The sequence below is a fragment of the Bacillus sp. 3255 genome (genome assembly GCF_031456485.1).
Classification (GTDB): Bacteria; Bacillota; Bacilli; order Paenibacillales; family NBRC-103111; genus Paenibacillus_E.
Genome location: NZ_JAVDUS010000022.1, coordinates 144,606 through 163,274 on the forward strand (window position 1 = coordinate 144,606; position 18,669 = coordinate 163,274).

Consider the following 18,669-nt stretch of genomic DNA (forward strand, 5'->3'; position numbering starts at 1 on the left):
ATCCCCTTCTATTACCAATTAATTGCCTTCATGAATATGGAGAACGGCCCGAAACCGAGTGGATGCCGCCATCATTCGGTCATAGGCTTCGCTAACACGTTCCAGCGGAAAAGTTTCAATCATGGGCCGTACATCCGTAAGCACGCTGAAGTTAACGGCTTCCTGAATTTCTCGCGCATGTCCAGTAAAGGAGCCTCTCACCGTATTCGGTCCTTTGAGGAAATCTCTTGCCGATAAACCCAGCTGCTCACCCGAGCCGGCTGCAATAATGAGCTCACTATCCGATCCAAGCCCGTTCATGAGGGAAGCGATCGCTTGGGCGTTCGGCGCAGTAGCGAGAATGACTTTGGCCCCACCTAACGCCTGCAAGGCCAAAGCCGGGTCTTCCTTGTCGGAATTAATGTAGTGATGGGCTCCAAGTTGACGTATCAGCTCTTCTTTGTCGCTGCCGCGCGAAATCGCTGCCGTGCGGAACCCCGCCTTGCGGGCATATTGAACCGCTAAGTGCCCAAGTCCGCCAATCCCTTGAATGGCTACAAGATCGCCAGGCCGAGCTTTACTGTTCCGAAGTGCACTAAAGGTTGTTTCACCTGCACACATAAGGGGTGCTGCTTCTACCGCGGACAATTCCTCCGGGATCAATGACAAGCTCTCCTCATAGGCAACCATGTACTCAGCGTAACCGCCGTCGATGGTCAGGCCTGTAACGTGGTTGTCCCCACCATGCCATCCAATACCCACGCGATCGCCAATGTTCCATTTCGTGGAACCGGCACCAAGCTGCACAACGCTGCCAATGACTTCATGGCCAGGGATGCGGGGATACGCTGGGGACGCCCCTCCAATGGCGAGCGAGTCACCATGACATACGCCGCATGCTTCTACACGAAGCAAGACTTGCCCTTCTCCCGGCTGGGGCACCGGAATCTGCACCAATCGCATTTTTTCCCCTTTGGCGGGAATTTGTACGGCGTTCATCACTTTCATCATGCACGGCCTCCTATCCATTTATTTATCTCTGAAACTGCCTTGTCAGCAGACCGAAGCGCACCTTCCAAATGCCCGCCGAATGGCGAATTCGTCTCTGTACCGGCAAAGAAGATTTTCTTCTCCCATCTCCCAACGACCGAGGGTTGACCATAGGCCGGGGCATTCATAAGCGGTTCGAAGTCTTCTTCAACAGCCGTTTCGTCATCTTCCGACCAATCCTTGTAAAGAAAAGCACGTTCTTGACAAGCCTGGGGTCCAAACAGCCTAACCAATTGGTCCATGATTCTTTTCTTCAATTCCTCCTGCCCTAGTTTATGGCGCATGGGGGCTGGTATGCCGAAGAAACCGAATAGCGCTCCTGAGCCTGTACCAGGAGAAGCATCATGAATTTCCTGCAAGGGTCCGACCCGGCTTGATACGAATCCGGAGAACCCCAATTCCCGCCAGAAAGGACGATCATAGACGACAACGGCCTTGGCCTGTCCTGCCATCCACGTAGGTTTGTTGACAAGGTCGGCAACCAGTTCTGGAGGAAGAAGCGGCGTGAATGCCATATGCCGCGCCACAAGGCGAGGCGGCAAGGCTAGAATCACCGCGTTTGCTGTTATCTGTTCACGCTCTCCGTCTGCATGAACGGCATCAACCGTGACCGTACCATTACTATTGAGCCGAAGAGCTGTAGCTCGTGTCTCTAACTCGATGGTCCCTGGAGGAATCGTATCCGCTAACGCATCAATAAGCGACTGTACGCCTCCTGTGAATCGAATCGAGCTTTCATTCGCGTTAGCCGGCAGCCTATATCGCTCTGCCGGCTCGTTGTGAAACCGTTCCAGCAGTATCTCTCCTTCGGTGTACTGATTGAAGGTTTCTAGCTGTAATTCTTTAACCAGATTGGTAATCGTGCTCTCATATTGCGGCCAGAACCATGTCGGTCCGAGGTCAAACTTGCCCAGCTCAGGCCGATTCAGAACAGAAGTGCTCATGACCCTGCCGCCAATCCGGTCTCTAGCCTCTAGCACCCTGCATGAGATCCCGTGCACATGAAGCAGAGAGGCAGCTCGAAGGCCGCTTAAACCGGCTCCAACAATAACCACTTGATTGTCCATAAGGCTTCCTCCTTCCTTCAAGCAAGCTTCTTGCTACCCTTCAACAAGATTTGCTCCATCATAACACGCACAAAAATGCCATACAATATCATAATTGTATGGCAAACAATTTTCCTATTCGGTTATCTCGTGAAGTATATATTGAAGGATCGCTAATCCTTCCTCTAGCTCTTGGACCGTTGCCGGTGCACAGACTGCAATCCTTACAGCCCGCTCTGGGGTACTATTCCCCACTACGAACCGCTCAGCTGCATACACTTGTCCCCCTTGCTTTGCGGCTAGCCTTTCGAACTCTGCACCTGTGATACTGCCTGGTAACAGCAGCCAACGGAAGATACCTGTTTCAGCCCCCAAGCACGTATAGTCTGACAAGTATCGGTTTACGATTCGATTTCTGCGAATGGCTTGTTCCCGATGGCCATCAATTATGCTTTCGAATTGATTAGATACAATTGTACGCGCTGCCAGTTCGGCAAACAACGGCGACACGTAAACATTTAAATTATATAAAGCCTTGGCAATTAGCTCCTTGAAGGGACTCGGAACGGCTACATAGGCTAGCCGCAAGCCCGGTGCGATCGATTTGGATAAACTCGCTATGTAGATGGTCTGTTCCGGCGCGAAGGAGGCCACTGCGGGAAGCCGTTTGTCGCTCAGAAGGCTGTAAGACGCATCTTCAATAATGAATGGATTATACTTTTTGGCAACGGCTGCAATCCTTTGGCGATTCTCTACCGACATCGTACTAGCTGTCGGATTATGATAATCCGGAATTAAGTAAACGCCTTTCATATTGTCATTTTTACACGCGTATTCCAAAGCAGCCGGACTCATTTCGCCGTTCTCCGACTTTATCGGTACAATTTGGATACTAAGCATCGCTGCAGCCGTTTTTAAACCAGGGTATGTATGCGGATCGGCACCAATGCGGTCTCCAGGCTTACATAAACTTGCAAGTGTGGCCGCAATGGCATTCTGACCACCATTAGCCAGTACAATGCGATCGACTGTTGTTTCAAGGCCGCTTCTTCGGATGAGTTTAAGAGCTGCGTCCCTTTGCCAGAGGCTTTCGCCTGAACGGCCATAACCGAACCACTTTTCATAATCCGTATCTTGCAGCATACTTTTCAACTGAAGCAGCAACGGCTCGTATGAAGCATTATCCGGCAGTGTCGCTCCCATTTCGATTAAGTGCTTCGGCTTGGTATCTTCAAGTAAATACGCATTGGATAACGCATCATACGATACGAATGTTCCACTGCCAACGGCTGCACTTAACAAACCTTTCAACTCACACATCTTAAACGCTTTGGATATCGTGCTCAAATTTAAGTCTAGGAAATCGGCCAGTTCCCGCTGCGAAGGGAGTCTTGTTCCGGGTAACAGAACTCCGTTTAGAATATCCTGATACAATTGCCTTGCGAGTACTTTATAAATAGGTTTTTGGGTTTTATCAATCGATGGTTTCCAGCTCATTGGATAGTTATCAAAAGAATTAATCGGCATGATCGGCATCCTTTGTCATCTTACTAGTTTGAAGAACGAGGTATGCTCTATTATAACCTTTGAACCCTTCATTACACTAACCCTCTAGAACCATAATCAATTGCTGCCGGCCTTGCGAATAGCTAAAAACGTTGGTCTCCATGATTCTTCAAGACATGATAGATGGTCACCCACAAGCTCAAGACGACCAAATAAATGCAGAAAGAGTAATAGATGCTATATCCTTGTTGGTAATGAAAGATCCCAACTAGCACGCACAATCGCTCGAAACCGGTACTTACGAATGCCCATACCAGAATGTACAACATAGCATTACTCGTTTTGACACGGAAGAAGTCATATAAATAAAAGAAAAGATAACTGTAGGGTGCGTACATCACATGGGAAAAAAAGTCCATCACTTCAAAGCGGGAAGTATCATTAATATCATAAAAACTAACCGGAAACACACTCAACGTATGATCGAAAAAGAAACCGTTAAATACGCCGCACATCAGGTACACGCAGGCCGTCTTTTTAGAAAAACGTCGTGGCAGCCATAATACCATCAAGGTTCCAACAATGAGGGCAATGACGATAAACCACTCATTCAGATTAAAGGAATAGTCGTAACGAATTTCGCTCAAGATTCTTTTGAGACCTCCTTATCCAGGCCTATATACCAATGGGCAATACGCCAGATGAGGATCACAAATACCCCGTACATGAGAACGGAATAGCCTACATTCCATCTCACGAACTCCATGAGATCAAGCCTCAAATAAATCCGGTCCGCCCCGGATAAGACCATGACGATGATCGCCGATAAAACCACACGCCATTTCACTTTCATGTTCGAAAGGAGGACGCAGGCAGCCATGAGGACAAGAAGAGGGATTACGAAGAAACGACAAATATACATGGCTAAGGAACCTTCAACTTTGCGAGTGAGTGGAACCCAGTTCAGATTAACATCAAGGATAGTGAATATCGTAATGGTTAAGACGACGATGACGAAGTATAGAAGAACCATTTCCGTAAGTGTTAACCCTTTGGGCACAAGCGAGAATACAATCATCACCAACCATGCCATTAAAGCCAGAATCGCAATGGACATTGCAATCATCCTTTGAAGAAGTTAGCTGATACAGATACAAATTATTCCCATACATGCCTGAAATCATCCAAATCGTTTATCCGTAAAAAAAACACCTCAGCGGAGGTGTCTAATTAGTTCCTATTCTTTAAGCACTCTCAGCGTGCCGTTCACCTCTTCAATCGGCAGGAAAAGCGGCCGCTCATTCGGTGTCTGATTCGGCGTATGAACCGCGAGCATCAGGGTTCCGTCGAAGGCATGGAATAGCATGCCATGTCCGCCATCGCTTCGAAATAAAGCTTCTTCCTCCTGTACCCATGGCCCCTGTACCCGACCGGATACGGACTTCGCTACGCCGACAGCATACGTATTGTGAATAAAACTAGCCCATAGCATCATCAGCTCGCCCTTGGCTGTACGATACATGGAAGGTCCGTCGGTCACGTAGTTGTCTTGACCTGGATAACGCGCATGCTGGAAAGAAGTCGGCCACTTCGCTTGTGAAGCGGTAAAGAGAAGCTCAGGCTCTCCGATGGTGCCCTTCAGATCTTTCGTTAAGCGGACCGCGCAAACCTGGCCATCTCTTACCTGCTGCCATTCTCTGCAGAACACCATCCAAGGCCGACCCTCCTCATCGATAAACAAAGTCCCGTCCAGCGAGCACCATGCCTTCGGCGTCAGCGGCCCCTCGCTATGCGGGGTAAAAGGACCTAACAGGCTGTCGCTGACGAGCACGGCGGTGCCGAGCAAGTTGTTGTCCTTCCGGCGGAAGGTCGCGAACATATAAAAGCGGCCCTCGTACTTGTGCACTTCCGGCGCCCAGAAATTGTTCTCCGCGTAGAAGTCCGCATCGGGCCGGAAGACCGGGTAAGGCCCTTCCCAGGTTTCCAGGTCTCTCCCCACGTACACGTCAAACCCGATTCCCTTGCCCCAAATATTCGGATCCGTACTCCCGAACAAGTAGTATAGTCCTTCCGCTTGAACGGGAATGACAAAGGGATCCCGCACTTGCAATTGATGATTATGAACCGCAGCCATAGATGAACACCTCCTTTATCGATACGTTGGATAGATAATGCCTAGATCGCGCACACGGATGAATCGTCCTTGTGACAGCTCGACTTGCTCATTTCCCTTCACCACAAGAGGAAGTTCTTGTCCTTCATACCTAACCGTTCCTTCAATTGTACGCACATTCATCCCGATGACGGCTTTCAATCGGCCGCTTCTGTCGGTCACAGCCCGAGTACCGCTCGGGATTTGCAAATAGGCTTCGCCGTTACGATAGACGGTGCTTCCTTCCTTTGTCGTCAGGCATTCAAACGTGACCCCATCGATGATTCGGCTGTAGCCGATCTCGGCGGCCATCACCTCGCCATGGTCCTGCGGATACGGGATTAATGAAGTGAACCAGAGTTCCCCATCAGGCCTTGGCACGATGCCGCTCATCCGCTCAACGAAGTCTAATAGGCACAGAATGGCAGGCGAATAGGACTCCGTAAAGCCCTCTTTCCCTGTCCAAGGGCTAACAGTTTGCGCAAAACGCGTCATCTGCGCCAAGGCCGTAACGATCGGATTCAGCACCCACGTCAGCTCCACATAACGATGATGATGCTCGAAGGCGTGCGGCGTACGGATCAAACTCAAGAAATTGGATGTGCCTGCCCACGTATTGTAGCTGGAGAACGGATCAAAGCGGGGGTCATCCATGGCAATGGAGGTGAACGGATATTTGGCGAAAAATTTGCTCGTATTGAGCAAATACTTCCGCAGCGAAGCCGCAAAGAATTCGCCATCGCCCACCTCGCAAGCCAACACCCGCAAGAGAACATCCGACTGAATGCGGACCCATTCACCGTTCCGATCCACATCGTAGAAGAAGGCATCCGCCCTGTCGTAGCAATGTTCAAACAAGCTATCCAAGCTTTGTTGAGCCTTGGCTTCCCAGCCCGCAGCCGCCTCCGCATCCCCCAGCTCTTGGGCCATGCGCGATAAATAAAGCCGCTGGCAATATACATTCGCCGTCAAATCCGGCGCTAAGAAAGGCAAAATCGGAGAGTCCGGATTATACTGTCTCGCATCGTCAAGATGCGCGGAATCCGGCACATGCCAGAACCGCGGAGACAGGTCATGCCCTGTATCAAACGTGCAAAAGGCTTCTACGCAGCCGGTTTGCCGTGTATCGCGGTACGTCGCCAGCCACTTGTCAAAGCGTGCCATCGCCTCATACATTTTTCTCAGAAAGGCTTGATTGCGTCCATTCAGCGTATAGTGATTCCACACGCTGCGAGCCAGCGGCGTTACCATCTGAATTTGCCGGTAAGCCGGACCGTTTTCCGTTATTTTATAGGGCATCTGCCCGTCTTCCTTCTGATAGTCCGCAAATAGCTCAAAGGTGTCCTCCGATACCGCCGGCAGGAAACGCGATAGCAGCTCATTATTGATCGTTCCCGTGCTTTCCATCCAGCACCCCAAATAAATGCCGCCTTCGTGCAGGACAGGGGCTTCCCCCATCGTTGGCACGATGCAATCCAGCAGCTTGCGCAGCGCCGTGTAATAGGTTGCCTCGAGACGGCCGCCCGTCGATGCGAACTTCACTCCGGATTGCTGCCAGGCTTGGAGCACGTCTCCGTCCGTCGCTTTTTTCAGCTGACCCACCTGCTCCTCTACGGAGAGGCCCCGAAGCCGGTTCAATAGTTGTTCATGCATACCTTCTTATTCCTCCTTGATGAAAAAGACTGCCAAAGGCAGCCCAATTCGCTCAGTCTATGATCAGGTTGCCTTAACCCTTCACGCTGCCCATGACGAGGCCCTTCATGAAATATTTTTGTAGAAAGGGGTAAAAAATCAAAATCGGGAATGCCGCAAGGAAGACTTGCGCCGCTTTGAACGTACGGTCCGATACCTCGGACATATAAAGCTCGGTTGATGACAGCGTACTGGAGTCAGGATTGACGATAATCGTTTGCAAATAGCTTTGCAGCGGATAATTCGATGGCGAGTTCATGTAGATCAAGCCGTCGAACCAAGAATTCCAATGCATCACGACGGTGAATAACGTGATCGTTGCGAGCGCAGGCTTGGATAATGGAATGTACATGCTCCACAGCACCTTCCAATGGCCCGCTCCATCGATGTAGGCAGCCTCTTCAATTTCCTTCGGCAAGTTCCGAAAGAAATTCAGCAGCAGAATCATATTGAACACGTGCACAGCTCCCGGCAGCACCAACGCCCATATCGTATCCAGCAAGCCAAGTGCTTTCATGGTCATATAGCTGGGAATTAATCCGCCGTGAAACAGCATAGTGATGATGAAGAACCAAGCATACACGTTCCTTGAACGAAGCACGCTCGTTTCTTTGGAAAGCGGGTAGGCAATGAGGATCGTAATGGCCATATTGATCACATACCCCAGCACTACGCGTTGTACCGAAACGTACAGGCCCTCCATAAACTCCCTCTTCGTTAGGGCATGTTTGTAAGAGGCAATCGTGAAATCCACCGGCCATAGCTTCACGAATCCCGCTGCCGCAGCGCTGCTGGAGCTAAATGAGACAGCTAATACGTTGATCAGCGGCAGGAGACATAGAAAGGCGATTAACCCCAACAAAATATAGTTGAATAACAGAAATATTTTTCTGCTCACTGTCATTTTTTGCATAACCTTACCCCCTACCTAGAAAATCCGATAACCGGTAAATCGATTGGCAAGCTTATTGGAGATCACGATGAGGATGAAGGCAATCACGGATTTAAACAATCCAACCGCCGTCGCTACGCCGTATTGCGCATCTACTAACCCGATTCGGTACACCATCGTATCAATAATATCACCCGTGCTATAAACCATTGGACTGTACAGATTGAACACCTGATCGAACCCCGCATTCAGTACGTTGCCTAAGCTTAATACGGTCATTAGCGTGACGATCGGCATCATGCCGGGGATTGTAACATGAAGCGTCTGCTTCCAGCGATTAGCCCCATCCATGACCGCAGCTTCATACAGAGATTGATCGATCGCCGTCAGGGCGGCTAAATACACAATCGTGCTATATCCAAATTCCTTCCAAGTGTCTGATGCGACAAGTGTGAAAGGAAACCAGTTTTCATTGCCAAGGAAAAAGATAGGCTCGATGCCGATCAGACCCAGAAATTGATTCACAATGCCGGCGGATGGCGAAAGGATATCGATGAGAATGCCCCCCAGAATAACCCAGGACAGGAAATAGGGGAAATAGATGATGGTTTGTACAGTACGTTTGAATGCCGTGCTAATAACCTCATTCAGCAGCAGAGCAAAAATAACAGGCACGATTAAATGAACAATAATTTTCATCACGGCGATAAAAACAGTGTTCCATACAACGCTCGAAAAATTGGGCATCTCCAGCATATAGCGGAAATTATCGAGTCCGATCCATTTGGAATGGAAAATGCCCTTGGATGGTACAAACTTCTGAAAGGCAATGACAATCCCTGCGATCGGGACATAGCTAAAAATCAGGGTAAGGATGACGCCTGGCAGCAGCATGAGATGCAAAGGAATTTCCTGCAGTTTTTTATTCATCTCCACTTGTACTCCTCTCCGTTTGCATTGGCGGGCGAATAACGAAGGGGAAAGCAGTGTTACGACCGCTTTCCCCTAAGCTTTCGTCTCGTCTTAAGTTGTCCGATTCTTATTTATTTTTCGCGTACCAGTCGTTCACTTCTTTCGCGATCTGATCGCCGCCAAGCTTCTTCCAATCTTCAACGAATTTGTCAAACGTATCGATGGATTGACCCATAATAATTTTCGTGAATACTTCCTCCTCCATCTTCTGAAGGGAGGCGTTCTTCTCCACCATCGTCGGTGTCGCTGCGCCATAGAAGGCGTCCAGCATGTAGTTATCATCTTTTACATATTGAGAGATGACATCGAAGGAGCTTGGCGAACCGAAGACGCGCTCTGTTCCCCAATTCGCTTTATTTCCTTTACGAAAATCTACGATTTTGTCGTAGTAGCCCTTCTCTTCTGTCGACAGCTTGGAAGGATCGTTCGCAGCAATCGCGCTGAGCGCATTATGATGTGCGTTCAAGTTTTTATTCGCAGGCTCCGGATTCATTAAGCTGTAGAGATAAACAGGGATATTCGTTTTGCTGAAGCTCATCTCTGGGTTAGGCTTCTTGCTTTCGTCATAGCCATCCATCGCGAAGTTGAGTAATTTGATAATCGCTTCCGGATTTTTGCTCTTCTTGCTGACGGCATAATACCGTTGAATCGGCATTTTACCGATTGGCGTAGCCTTCTCATCATCGATAGAAAGCAGTGGAATCGCTTTCCATTCCGCCTTCGGATCGTTGTCGATATTCTTCTGCGTGATCGAGAGCGGCGCGGACATGCTGCCATAGAAGATACCCACTTTGCCGCCGGCTACAGACTCCGTAACTTTCGCGCGGTCTTTGACACCGAATTCTTTATCCAGCAGCCCTTGTGCGTACATGTCCTGCAATTGCTTCAGCGCAGCCTTGGTTTCCGGTAAAGTGCTTCCATAAACCAAGTTGCCGGAGGCATTCTTCACCCATTTGCCCGCATAGGCATGAAAGCCGGAGAAGAAGCCCGACGTGCCGAAATGGGAATCGGTCAAAAACGTTTTCGTAAACGCCATCCCGAACGTATCATCCTTGCCGTTGCCGTCCGGATCCTTCTTCGTGAACGCTTCCGCTACAGCCAGAACATCCTTCATCGATTTCGGTTCGGAGAGTCCCAGCTTGTTCAGCCAATCCGTTCGAACATACAATAGCGGGAGTCCGTCAATCGCCGATGACGTTTGTGGAATCGCCATCAGCTTGCCGCCGATTTTGGCGGTGTTGAAGGCCTTCTGATCCTGCTGCAGGATGCTCTTCGCCATAGGCGATGCATATTTCTCATACAGCTCGGTCAAATCATAGAGCATATCATTATCCGTCAGGTCAGTGAGCTGCTTATTCTTCAGCCACATGATATCCGGCAAATCTCCAGCGGCAATCGCCACATTCAGCTTTTGATCGAATTGCTCGATGGGCACGGTCCACTGGTATTTCAAGTTGATCCCGAGCTCATTCTGATAAGCTTTTGTATAAATGTTATTTTCAATGGTATCGCCGTTTTCGTACTTGTAGGTGGCTTCCGTGTAACGCCAGGCGGTAATATCGACCGGCTTCTCATACTTGGCCATCAGGTTGGCTGGAGGCGTTGCTGCGCCCGGCTTCTCCGTTGCTTTGGCCGTGTTGTCTTCCGTACTTGATGAACTGCAAGCTGAGAGCACCATTAGTCCTGCTGCCGAGAGAATAACGGCTGATTTGGCTTTATCTCTTTTTCTCATGTGAACCTCCCCGAAAGATCGATCATGTAGTAGCATGCCTACCTCTCTAATGGTAAAGCGCATTCATTCGGCATTCAATATTCATGTCTTTACATTTGAATCACTTGTTTACTTGTTCATGATCGTAGCCCGATATTCGAGCGGTGTCATGTGCGCTGCCTTGCGGAAATACCTCGTAAAGTTCGTAGCGGTTCCATACCCGACCTGTTCGGCTACATCTTGAATTTTAATATTCGGATTCTCCAGCAGCGCTTTCGCTTTCGCCAATCGAGCAGCGGAGATATAGTCGGATAGATTGGTTCCGGTCACTTGCTTAAACAAGCGGGAGAGGTAGGAAGGATTGAAATATACCAGCTCGGCTAATTTCATCAGCGAGATTTCGTCCGGGTTGTGCAGATGATCTCTAATATGCTTCTGAATGAATCCGATAATCGCATTCGCCCTTCTCTCCTCTTCTTGGTTCTGAAGGTTGAACAGAATGTCTTCAACACGCCCTAGATAGTCAAAAGCCACCTTCCAGGATTCATGCTCGCCCGGCTGCATCAGCTTATGAAGTCCGATCTGCTCCGCCACGGTCTCTACCAAATGCCAACGATTCATATAGGATAAGAAGACCAATCCGATGGCATAATACAGCTCCTGTGCAGGAACATCGTGCATGCTGTCAATCTCTTGTACAGAGGCCGCACAGGCGAGCAGCGTACTGTTAAAGTCGGCTCGCTGCCCGTGCTCCAATTGATCTGCGAGCTGATCCAGCTTGGCTTGCCGGATCTGCGGCTTCTCGCGATGGCCGCCCTCTACATGCTGCTTGTCCAGCAGCAGCATGCCGCCGCCTTGGCCGATGCGATAATTCATCAGCATCGTTAGCGTCGAGAAACGCTCGGCGGCCTCGCGCCAGACAACCGTGCTGTCATCCAGCACAAAGGACAGCACGGCACCGACGGATTCGCGGCACGCCGCCTGGATTAATTCCACCGTCCCTTTCATGAAGGTCAAGGTGCGATCCCAGCCTTCCCTCTCCATATGATCTTGGAACGGCTGAATGAACCACACCAGATCCATATGTTCATTCACCGCTGCCACAAAAGACACATGCGAAGCCAGATAGGGCTCAGCGATCAGCTTAATCCGGTAGAGCTGCCGCGATTTCTCCGAATACGTCATCTTGCCCGGCATACCGTTCATTCGGCCTATCATGAGGAGGACAGGACGGTCGGCTTGCAGCGGAATCGCCAATTCATTGAATTGTTCTTGATGAATCTCTCGTACATCCAGCTGATCGTTTAGAATCCGCTTCACATACTCGTTTTGCAGCATCCCTCTCATATCATCCAGCTGCTGCTGCGCATTCATGAGCAGGGACTGCGCCTTGAACTCGGTTTCAATTTCCATAACGGCATGCTCCACCATCTGGATCACCTTCGGATAGCCTTCCGTTTTCAGTAAATAACTGACCCCCTCATACTGGATAGCCGAATACACATAGGCAAATTCGTTATAACCCGTAAGGAAAATCACCCTGCACTGCGGCCATCTCTCGCGGATTTTCTCCAGCAGCTGCAAGCCGTCGAGCTCCGGCATCCGGATATCCGTCAGCACAATATCGAAACGAGTCCGGTCAAAAAGCCGCAATGCCTCCATGCCCGAATAGGCTTTATATACGTCTAACTCCAGCTGTGGAATCCCCTGCAGCACCTCGCATAATCCGTCTGCAATAATCATCTCATCGTCAACTACCAGAACCCTGTACATTGTCTATACGCCTCCACCCATGTAATCGATGACCATTGTTGCTTTAAAGCCGCCCCATTCGCTTCGCTCCACATACAGCCCGCTGGACGGTCCGAACTTCAATCGGATGCGCTGGTGGATATTCAGAATGCCGGTTATCTCCAGCCCTTCATGTTTGGTTAATGCTTGATTAAGCGATGCGATTCGCTCATCGTCCACCGCTTCGCCGTTATCCTCCACGATCATCCGTATCTCATGATCGCTCTTAACGAGCCGGATCCTCAGAATACCGTTCGCGGCCTTCCTTTCCAAACCGTGCTCGAAGGCATTCTCAATAATCGGCTGCAGAATTAACCGTGGCACCATGACGTGACCGATATGCTCCGGCAGCTCATCGAATTCAACCCGCAGCCGGTTCGCGAATCGCATGGCTTGAATTTCCGCGTACACTTTGGCATGATTCACTTCTTTCCACAGCGGTACCTCATCCGAGCTATTTCGGGTCACGAACTGGAAATACTCGCCTAATTGATTCGTAAACTGCTCGAGATTCTCGTAATCGCCAACGCGGGCCATCGTGCCCAGAATAAAGAGATTGTTGTACAGAAAGTGAGGATTAATCTGAGACTGCAGCTGCTTCAATTCGGCCTTCTGCGTCAGAATTTGTTGTTTGTATACCTGGTCGATCAAGGATTGCAAATTGCCCGACATCACATTGAAACGCGTATATATATACTGAAACTCATCGTTGATGCCATGCTCGATCTGAACATCGAAATCGCCATACTCGATTTTGCGGAAAGCTCTCACCAGCTTATCCAGCGGTTTATGAATGTATTTATACACATATAAGGAGTAAATGACGATAATAATAAGAGCTACGGCAGCTAGCAGGATAAACCAGCTTCTGTATTTCTGCAGCGGTTCGAACACGGCGGCTTCCGGCACATACTTGCTTAACACGGCGCCAAAAAAGGGAGAGGCGGTATACACGGCAAGGTAGTGCTTGTCTTGAATGACCAGCTTCTGCACTTTGCCAATATTCCCGCTAATGACCATATGCTGCGAGATTTCCTTATCGAAGTCAGCGTCGGGACTCGTGGAGATCACGAATTGCGAGCTATTGAGAATCAAGCCTTCATCCGGAGAATTCACCATCAATTTGAGATGCTCCTCCAGCTTTTCCTTCGACAGTTCGATCGCCACAATGAACAGCGGACTTCTTTTACTGCTTGGCGTGGAGAAGGGATACACAGCGCTTAGAAATAATCCCCCGTTCACATTCATGACCTGCGAATCCAGCGTAAATGGAATGTTCCGCAGATTTTCAAATTGCTGTTGATCGAAGGCGGAAATCGTTAACGCCGACACATTCTTTTGGATCGCCGGTATGTAAGCGTAAACATCTTTGATATACATGGAGCTGTTTCGAATCGCATTGAGCCTCTGCTGAAGTCGTAAAATGCTTTGCATTTTCTCAATATCATTCAAGGAATCCGGAATCGCTCCGAGCGCGTTAAGATTGTCATCGGTTAAGGCATCGTACTGCAGCGTTTGGATCCGTCTGAAATCCTCTTCCAAGCCACTGAAATATTGCGATACCTGCGAGATCATCGATTTGGAGATTTCATCTTGCAGCGTTCGTATCCCCCAATTATAGATAATCATACTAAGGATATAGAGGGGGACGAGAATACAAATAAACGAGAGAATCAGTCTTTTTAGCGCATTTTTCTTCCACGGGTGTTTCATTAGATTCATAATTATCCCCTTTTGTCTGACAATTAAATGGCTAGTTTCTCTAAGTGTCTTCAATTTCATCGAATTTAAGCTATTATAAGCTGAATTATTGCGTTTCCACCAGTGATAAAAATATACAGGAAGAAAAACGGTAACGGAGAAAAGGCAGCCACTTGAAGTCGGCTGCCTTCCTTAACTAAACAAACATCCGTCCAGGAACGACGTAGATTATGGGTACAAGTAGGAAATACCGGAGAACGTGACGGGACCTGTAACTGTTGCGCCGACTAACAAGCCTGGTTCCAGCTGTACAGTTAGGGAGTAGTTTTGGTTGGATATTGAAGCAACGTTCGAATCGATGGCTTGAAAGGTGATTGTGAGCTCTTGCAGGGAGTACGAGAAAGAGAACCGCTCGATGCACCAGGAACACTTGTCCCAACGCTGAAATTTTCTGCCATAAAACCACCTTCTTTCACTATATTCTATTAAATTTCCATATACTTGCTTGTGCGGGAATGATGTAAATGAAAAAAGATAGCCCCATGAACCGGCTATCTTTCATTTGCTGTTAGTAGGAGGCATCCTACGCGGGTTACCAGGCGTAAACGCCCTTCTCATTCAAGAATTCGCCGTTATGACGTTTGCCATCCGTCGCATACCCCACTATAATCGCAGCGGCGGCTTCTTTCGATTTACCGCCTGCAGCATTGCCGTTAAGGTCTGTTGTGGTGAAGCCAGGCGTTACCGCGAACACTTGAGCGCTGCTGTTTTTGACTTCATAAGCCATCGATAGTGTCATGGCATTGTTGGCCGTTTTAGATGAGTTATAATCGAATGCGTTTAATGTAAATTCGGCATTTTGCATATGGTCCAGAGAAGCCATGTCAGTCGATACATTGACGATTGTGCCTTCGTTTTCTTTGATCAACGGGAACAAACGCTGGTTCAAACGGAAGGTCCCGAAAAAGTTGGTTTCGAAGGCATTCCGCAGATCCTCCTCTTGGGTATCCGTAAATGAACGGGAGAAAGCGCCGGGCATACCAGCATTATTGACCAGAAGCTTCAAGTCCGGATAATTCTTGCTGATCGTGTCGGTTGCCTGTTCGATAGTTTTCAAGTCACCCATATCAATTCGTACAAATTCTACGTCTAACCCCTTGGAAGCTAACTCGGTAACGGCGGCTTCCCCCCGTTCGGCACTGCGTGCGCCAAGGATAACTTTCCAGCCTGCTTCACCTAACTGCTTAACGATTTCAAATCCGATTCCTTTATTGGCTCCGGTTACAAAGGCGGTCTTCTTCATGCGAATCCTTCTTTCCCAATTGATTTTTCTTTAACAATTTATAAATTACTATGCTACACTTAGTGCAGGTCAACAACTAATTTTATATAAAAGAGGGTTCGTATGTTAACGATTGGAGAAGTGGCGAAGGAAGTTGGAATCAATATCGGAGCCATCCGCTTTTACGAAAGAAAAGGACTTTTGAAACCTGCTGCCCGAAGCGAGCAGAATAACCGTCTTTATACGAATGAGGATCTGAGCTGGCTGGTTTTCATCAAATGTCTGCGCGAAACCGGGATGAGTGTGGAGGACATCAAGAAGTATTATGATAAGGTGAACGAAGGAACCTCAACCCTGCCGGAGCGAATCCGACTGATTGAAGATCAAAAGCAAAAGCTGCTGAAAGATATTGAAGAGAAGGAAGCGCAGCTCGTTCATTTGGAGAACAAACTGAAGCGCTATTATCGCGGGGAAAATTACTAAAAGACCAAGGCGAATAAGAATCTAAAGGCAGTCGACCCTCTTCATCTGGGCCGGCTGCCTTTATGCTTTTAACACCCAAACTGATACAATGCTCCTGGGAATACGTTCCCATGCCCCCTGAAAATAATCATAGGTCTCGTATACCTTAGTATCGGCCGACAAATTACAAACAAGAGGTGGCAGTACATATGAAATACAATTTTATAACCAAAAGCGCCATGCTTAGCCTACTCGTTTTTAGCGTAGGCACAAGCAGTGTATTCGCTTCAGAGATGCCGACACCAACACCGTCCTCTACGCCTGCATCCGTGAGCGTAACCGAGAATAAAACGGAAACCACAAGTTTATTGCCTGGAGACTTCTTCTATTTCGTAAAAACCATGTACGAAAATATTCGCTTAGCCTTAACTGTTAATGACATTAATGAAGCAAGATTGCTTACCTCCTATGCCCAAGAACGGCTTGGGGAGGCGAACTCCTTATTCGCCAAGGGAAAAACGAATGAAGCGAGTCTATCTCTTCAGAAGTCGCTGGAAACTCAACAAAATGCGATCCAAAAAACAGAACAGGCTTCCGGTTTGTCGATAACCGAAACATCTGCACCCGCTGCGTCTGCGACACCGTCGGTAAATACGGAAACAGCGACTGCAGCAACAGAGCAAACTGAAACCAAAATTGAGAACGATAGTGAAATCGAAGTCAAACACCCTGAGAAGGTACTGAAGGTAAAAACCGATTTGCAGCACAACATCCTGGCTTTGGCTTCCGCATTGGAAAAAGTGGGGAATCCAAAAGCCCAGTCAGCTCTAATGAAAAATATAGAAAAATCGTTTGATCACTTAGATAAAAAACTGTCTAAAATCGAAAAGAAAACGCAACAGGGGCAGACAATCAAGGTTGTAACAGATCAAGCTGATAAAGATGAGCCGCAACCCGTTGCTTCATGGGTTCCATCCGCAGTTCCGTCACCGTCTCCAGTTCCATCACCAGCAACATCACAAGTTCGTAACGACGCTGTTGTCTCTATCCAAGTAAAACAAGACGACTCCGTAGAGGAACAAGCCGATCATATGAAAAAGGGTAAAGACAACAAAGATAAAAATAGATCCACGCAAGAAAAAGAAAAAAAGAACAATAATCAACATGGCGGCAGCTGGAATGAGCACGGTAGAGGAAACGATAAGAATAAGGGAAATAAACAAGAATAATCATTGCTATTGGTACCTACTCTTCGTGAATGAAAAGCAAAAAACAGTGTATAGCTTGTCCAAAGTTATACACTCTTTTTACTTTTATAGAACAGATGAACCAATCGGAGGCGTTAAAATTGCAAAATATTACAATTGCAATCTGTACTAGAAATCGAATTGCAGATATCACCAAATGCATCGAATCCATCAGTAGGCAGGTTGAGCTTAATTGTGAGGTTGAGATTTTAATTGTGGATGATGGAGATATCAATAAGGAACAATTACATATATTTGAAGCTATCTTATCAAAAATAAAAGGCATGAAGCTGTCATACTTTAAGAAACTAAAAGCTGGAGTTTGGATTTCAAGGGTTGAATGTGTCCGAATCGCCGCCCATGAAATTATCCTTTATCTAGATGATGATGTTGAATTAGATGATCCTTACTATATAAGCAAATTACTAAAAAATTACGAAGATGATGCAAGCCTGGCAGGAGTAGGAGGTATAGCCAAGGGTTTATATTCTAGCAAACTAGCAAATGCGCTCGGAATAGCTACGTTTCAAATGTCCCGTTCGTTGGGGAAATTGTCCAAAAGCGGTTTAGCAGGATCTATAGCCAATTGGCATAAAGCCAAGTCGACTTTTGAAACGGAATTTTTCCATGGGTGCAATATGTCATTTAAAAAGAGTTCACTTAAAGACATGAAGCCTTTAAACTGGATGGAAAATTATGCCGTTGGCGATGATTTATATATGTGCTGCTATGCAAGCCATTATGGCAGATTGGTTATAGATCCGGGTTTAAAAATCATCCATCACGAATCGCCTCAATCCAGGGATAAAGCCGAAAATGTGGCTAAGGCCAAGGTCGTAAATCATTACTATTTCCTTAAAATGAAACAAGCAGGGCTTTTGAATTACGGGGCCCTATTATGGACTATTGTGTATTCGATAGGTAAAGAACTGGTTAAGAAAAATAAAGATGCGTCAGTAGGTTACTTAAAAGGGATGAAATTTCTGTTATTTGCGAAGAAGGAATCTCTATAGTTATGAAATCTAATAATCCATGATATATCTCTCCATCGTTTGAACGTGTTGGAACTAGAAATCCTGCCAGCTTTCTGGCAGGATAAACTCGTTTGATCAGAACAATGTCCTCTGTAAAAATCAATTAGTGCCCTTAACTTTTGAATATAAGGATTGCCATCCCAGCCACTCGA

16 protein-coding genes are annotated in these 18,669 nt (G+C 47.7%); 3 read left to right on the forward strand and 13 right to left on the reverse strand.

Translation table 11 applies throughout. The features are described 5' to 3' along the window. Window positions 1-18: 18 nt before the first annotated feature. From J2X61_RS28850 to J2X61_RS28910, 13 genes are all read right to left on the reverse strand, one after another. A complete protein-coding gene (locus J2X61_RS28850; RefSeq protein ID WP_310193008.1) occupies window positions 19-987 on the reverse strand; it encodes an alcohol dehydrogenase catalytic domain-containing protein in 969 nt (322 codons plus the stop codon). Next, window positions 987-2,096 (reverse strand): flavin monoamine oxidase family protein, encoded by a 1,110-nt coding sequence (locus tag J2X61_RS28855; RefSeq protein WP_310192940.1) that lies wholly within the window; start codon window positions 2,094-2,096, stop codon window positions 987-989. Before J2X61_RS28855 ends, J2X61_RS28850 begins: the two co-directional genes overlap by 1 nt. Before the next feature lie 114 nt (window positions 2,097-2,210). After that, complete coding sequence (locus tag J2X61_RS28860) at window positions 2,211-3,602, reverse strand: aminotransferase-like domain-containing protein (protein ID WP_310192942.1); 1,392 nt, start codon at window positions 3,600-3,602, stop codon at window positions 2,211-2,213. A 122-nt stretch (window positions 3,603-3,724) separates the two neighbouring features. Next, on the reverse strand, window positions 3,725-4,228 hold the full coding sequence (locus tag J2X61_RS28865) for a hypothetical protein (protein WP_274472715.1): 504 nt from the start codon (window positions 4,226-4,228) through the stop codon (window positions 3,725-3,727). Next, the gene (locus J2X61_RS28870; RefSeq protein ID WP_310192946.1) at window positions 4,225-4,698 is read right to left on the reverse strand and encodes a hypothetical protein; all 474 of its coding nucleotides are present in this window, start codon (window positions 4,696-4,698) and stop codon (window positions 4,225-4,227) included. The genes J2X61_RS28865 and J2X61_RS28870 overlap by 4 nt, the downstream gene beginning before the upstream one ends. Before the next feature lie 120 nt (window positions 4,699-4,818). Next, window positions 4,819-5,715, reverse strand: coding sequence for a glycoside hydrolase family 43 protein (locus J2X61_RS28875; RefSeq protein WP_310192949.1), 897 nt, complete (start codon window positions 5,713-5,715; stop codon window positions 4,819-4,821). Window positions 5,716-5,730: 15 nt separating this feature from the next. After that, window positions 5,731-7,386, reverse strand: coding sequence for an MGH1-like glycoside hydrolase domain-containing protein (locus J2X61_RS28880; RefSeq protein ID WP_310192952.1), 1,656 nt, complete (start codon window positions 7,384-7,386; stop codon window positions 5,731-5,733). A 73-nt stretch (window positions 7,387-7,459) separates the two neighbouring features. After that, on the reverse strand, window positions 7,460-8,338 hold the full coding sequence (locus tag J2X61_RS28885) for a carbohydrate ABC transporter permease (protein ID WP_274472711.1): 879 nt from the start codon (window positions 8,336-8,338) through the stop codon (window positions 7,460-7,462). 15 nt (window positions 8,339-8,353) lie between these two features. Next, window positions 8,354-9,247 carry an ABC transporter permease gene (locus J2X61_RS28890; RefSeq protein ID WP_310192956.1) on the reverse strand — a complete coding sequence of 298 codons (894 nt, stop codon included), beginning with the start codon at window positions 9,245-9,247 and terminating at the stop codon, window positions 8,354-8,356. A gap of 109 nt (window positions 9,248-9,356) precedes the next feature. After that, window positions 9,357-11,021: an extracellular solute-binding protein gene (locus tag J2X61_RS28895; RefSeq protein WP_310192959.1), complete on the reverse strand. Its 1,665-nt coding sequence runs from the start codon at window positions 11,019-11,021 to the stop codon at window positions 9,357-9,359. A gap of 108 nt (window positions 11,022-11,129) precedes the next feature. Next, entirely contained in the window at window positions 11,130-12,773 is a 1,644-nt protein-coding gene (locus J2X61_RS28900; protein WP_310192962.1) for a response regulator, read from the reverse strand. Between the two features lie 3 nt (window positions 12,774-12,776). Beyond that, window positions 12,777-14,513, reverse strand: coding sequence for a sensor histidine kinase (locus J2X61_RS28905; protein WP_310192965.1), 1,737 nt, complete (start codon window positions 14,511-14,513; stop codon window positions 12,777-12,779). 571 nt (window positions 14,514-15,084) lie between these two features. Then, window positions 15,085-15,795 (reverse strand): SDR family NAD(P)-dependent oxidoreductase, encoded by a 711-nt coding sequence (locus J2X61_RS28910; protein WP_274472706.1) that lies wholly within the window; start codon window positions 15,793-15,795, stop codon window positions 15,085-15,087. A 102-nt stretch (window positions 15,796-15,897) separates the two neighbouring features. On the opposite strand from J2X61_RS28910, the gene J2X61_RS28915 reads away from it, so the two are divergent. The 3 genes from J2X61_RS28915 to J2X61_RS28925 all read left to right on the forward strand — a co-directional run bounded on the left by J2X61_RS28915 (window position 15,898) and on the right by J2X61_RS28925 (window position 18,496). Next, entirely contained in the window at window positions 15,898-16,257 is a 360-nt protein-coding gene (locus J2X61_RS28915) for a MerR family transcriptional regulator (RefSeq protein WP_274472705.1), read from the forward strand. A gap of 188 nt (window positions 16,258-16,445) precedes the next feature. After that, on the forward strand, window positions 16,446-17,465 hold the full coding sequence (locus J2X61_RS28920; RefSeq protein ID WP_310192969.1) for a DUF5667 domain-containing protein: 1,020 nt from the start codon (window positions 16,446-16,448) through the stop codon (window positions 17,463-17,465). Between the two features lie 29 nt (window positions 17,466-17,494). Further along, window positions 17,495-18,496: a glycosyltransferase family A protein gene (locus J2X61_RS28925; protein WP_310192972.1), complete on the forward strand. Its 1,002-nt coding sequence runs from the start codon at window positions 17,495-17,497 to the stop codon at window positions 18,494-18,496. Window positions 18,497-18,669 lie beyond the last annotated feature (173 nt).

Bases quoted from the DNA above. Each gene is read 5' to 3' on its own strand.
- J2X61_RS28855 (WP_310192940.1), bottom strand. From the start codon at position 2,096: ATGGACAATCAAGTGGTTATTGTTGGAGCCGGTTTAAGCGGCCTTCGA.
- J2X61_RS28905 (WP_310192965.1), bottom strand. From the start codon at position 14,513: ATGAATCTAATGAAACACCCGTGGAAGAAAAATGCGCTAAAAAGACTG.
- J2X61_RS28850 (WP_310193008.1), bottom strand. From the start codon at position 987: ATGAAAGTGATGAACGCCGTACAAATTCCCGCCAAAGGGGAAAAAATG.
- J2X61_RS28875 (WP_310192949.1), bottom strand. From the start codon at position 5,715: ATGGCTGCGGTTCATAATCATCAATTGCAAGTGCGGGATCCCTTTGTC.
- J2X61_RS28890 (WP_310192956.1), bottom strand. From the start codon at position 9,247: ATGAATAAAAAACTGCAGGAAATTCCTTTGCATCTCATGCTGCTGCCA.
- J2X61_RS28900 (WP_310192962.1), bottom strand. From the start codon at position 12,773: ATGTACAGGGTTCTGGTAGTTGACGATGAGATGATTATTGCAGACGGA.
- J2X61_RS28895 (WP_310192959.1), bottom strand. From the start codon at position 11,021: ATGAGAAAAAGAGATAAAGCCAAATCAGCCGTTATTCTCTCGGCAGCA.
- J2X61_RS28880 (WP_310192952.1), bottom strand. From the start codon at position 7,386: ATGCATGAACAACTATTGAACCGGCTTCGGGGCCTCTCCGTAGAGGAG.
- J2X61_RS28925 (WP_310192972.1), top strand. From the start codon at position 17,495: ATGAAAAGCAAAAAACAGTGTATAGCTTGTCCAAAGTTATACACTCTT.
- J2X61_RS28910 (WP_274472706.1), bottom strand. From the start codon at position 15,795: ATGAAGAAGACCGCCTTTGTAACCGGAGCCAATAAAGGAATCGGATTT.
- J2X61_RS28870 (WP_310192946.1), bottom strand. From the start codon at position 4,698: ATGTCCATTGCGATTCTGGCTTTAATGGCATGGTTGGTGATGATTGTA.
- J2X61_RS28860 (WP_310192942.1), bottom strand. From the start codon at position 3,602: ATGCCGATTAATTCTTTTGATAACTATCCAATGAGCTGGAAACCATCG.
- J2X61_RS28915 (WP_274472705.1), top strand. From the start codon at position 15,898: ATGTTAACGATTGGAGAAGTGGCGAAGGAAGTTGGAATCAATATCGGA.
- J2X61_RS28920 (WP_310192969.1), top strand. From the start codon at position 16,446: ATGAAATACAATTTTATAACCAAAAGCGCCATGCTTAGCCTACTCGTT.
- J2X61_RS28885 (WP_274472711.1), bottom strand. From the start codon at position 8,338: ATGCAAAAAATGACAGTGAGCAGAAAAATATTTCTGTTATTCAACTAT.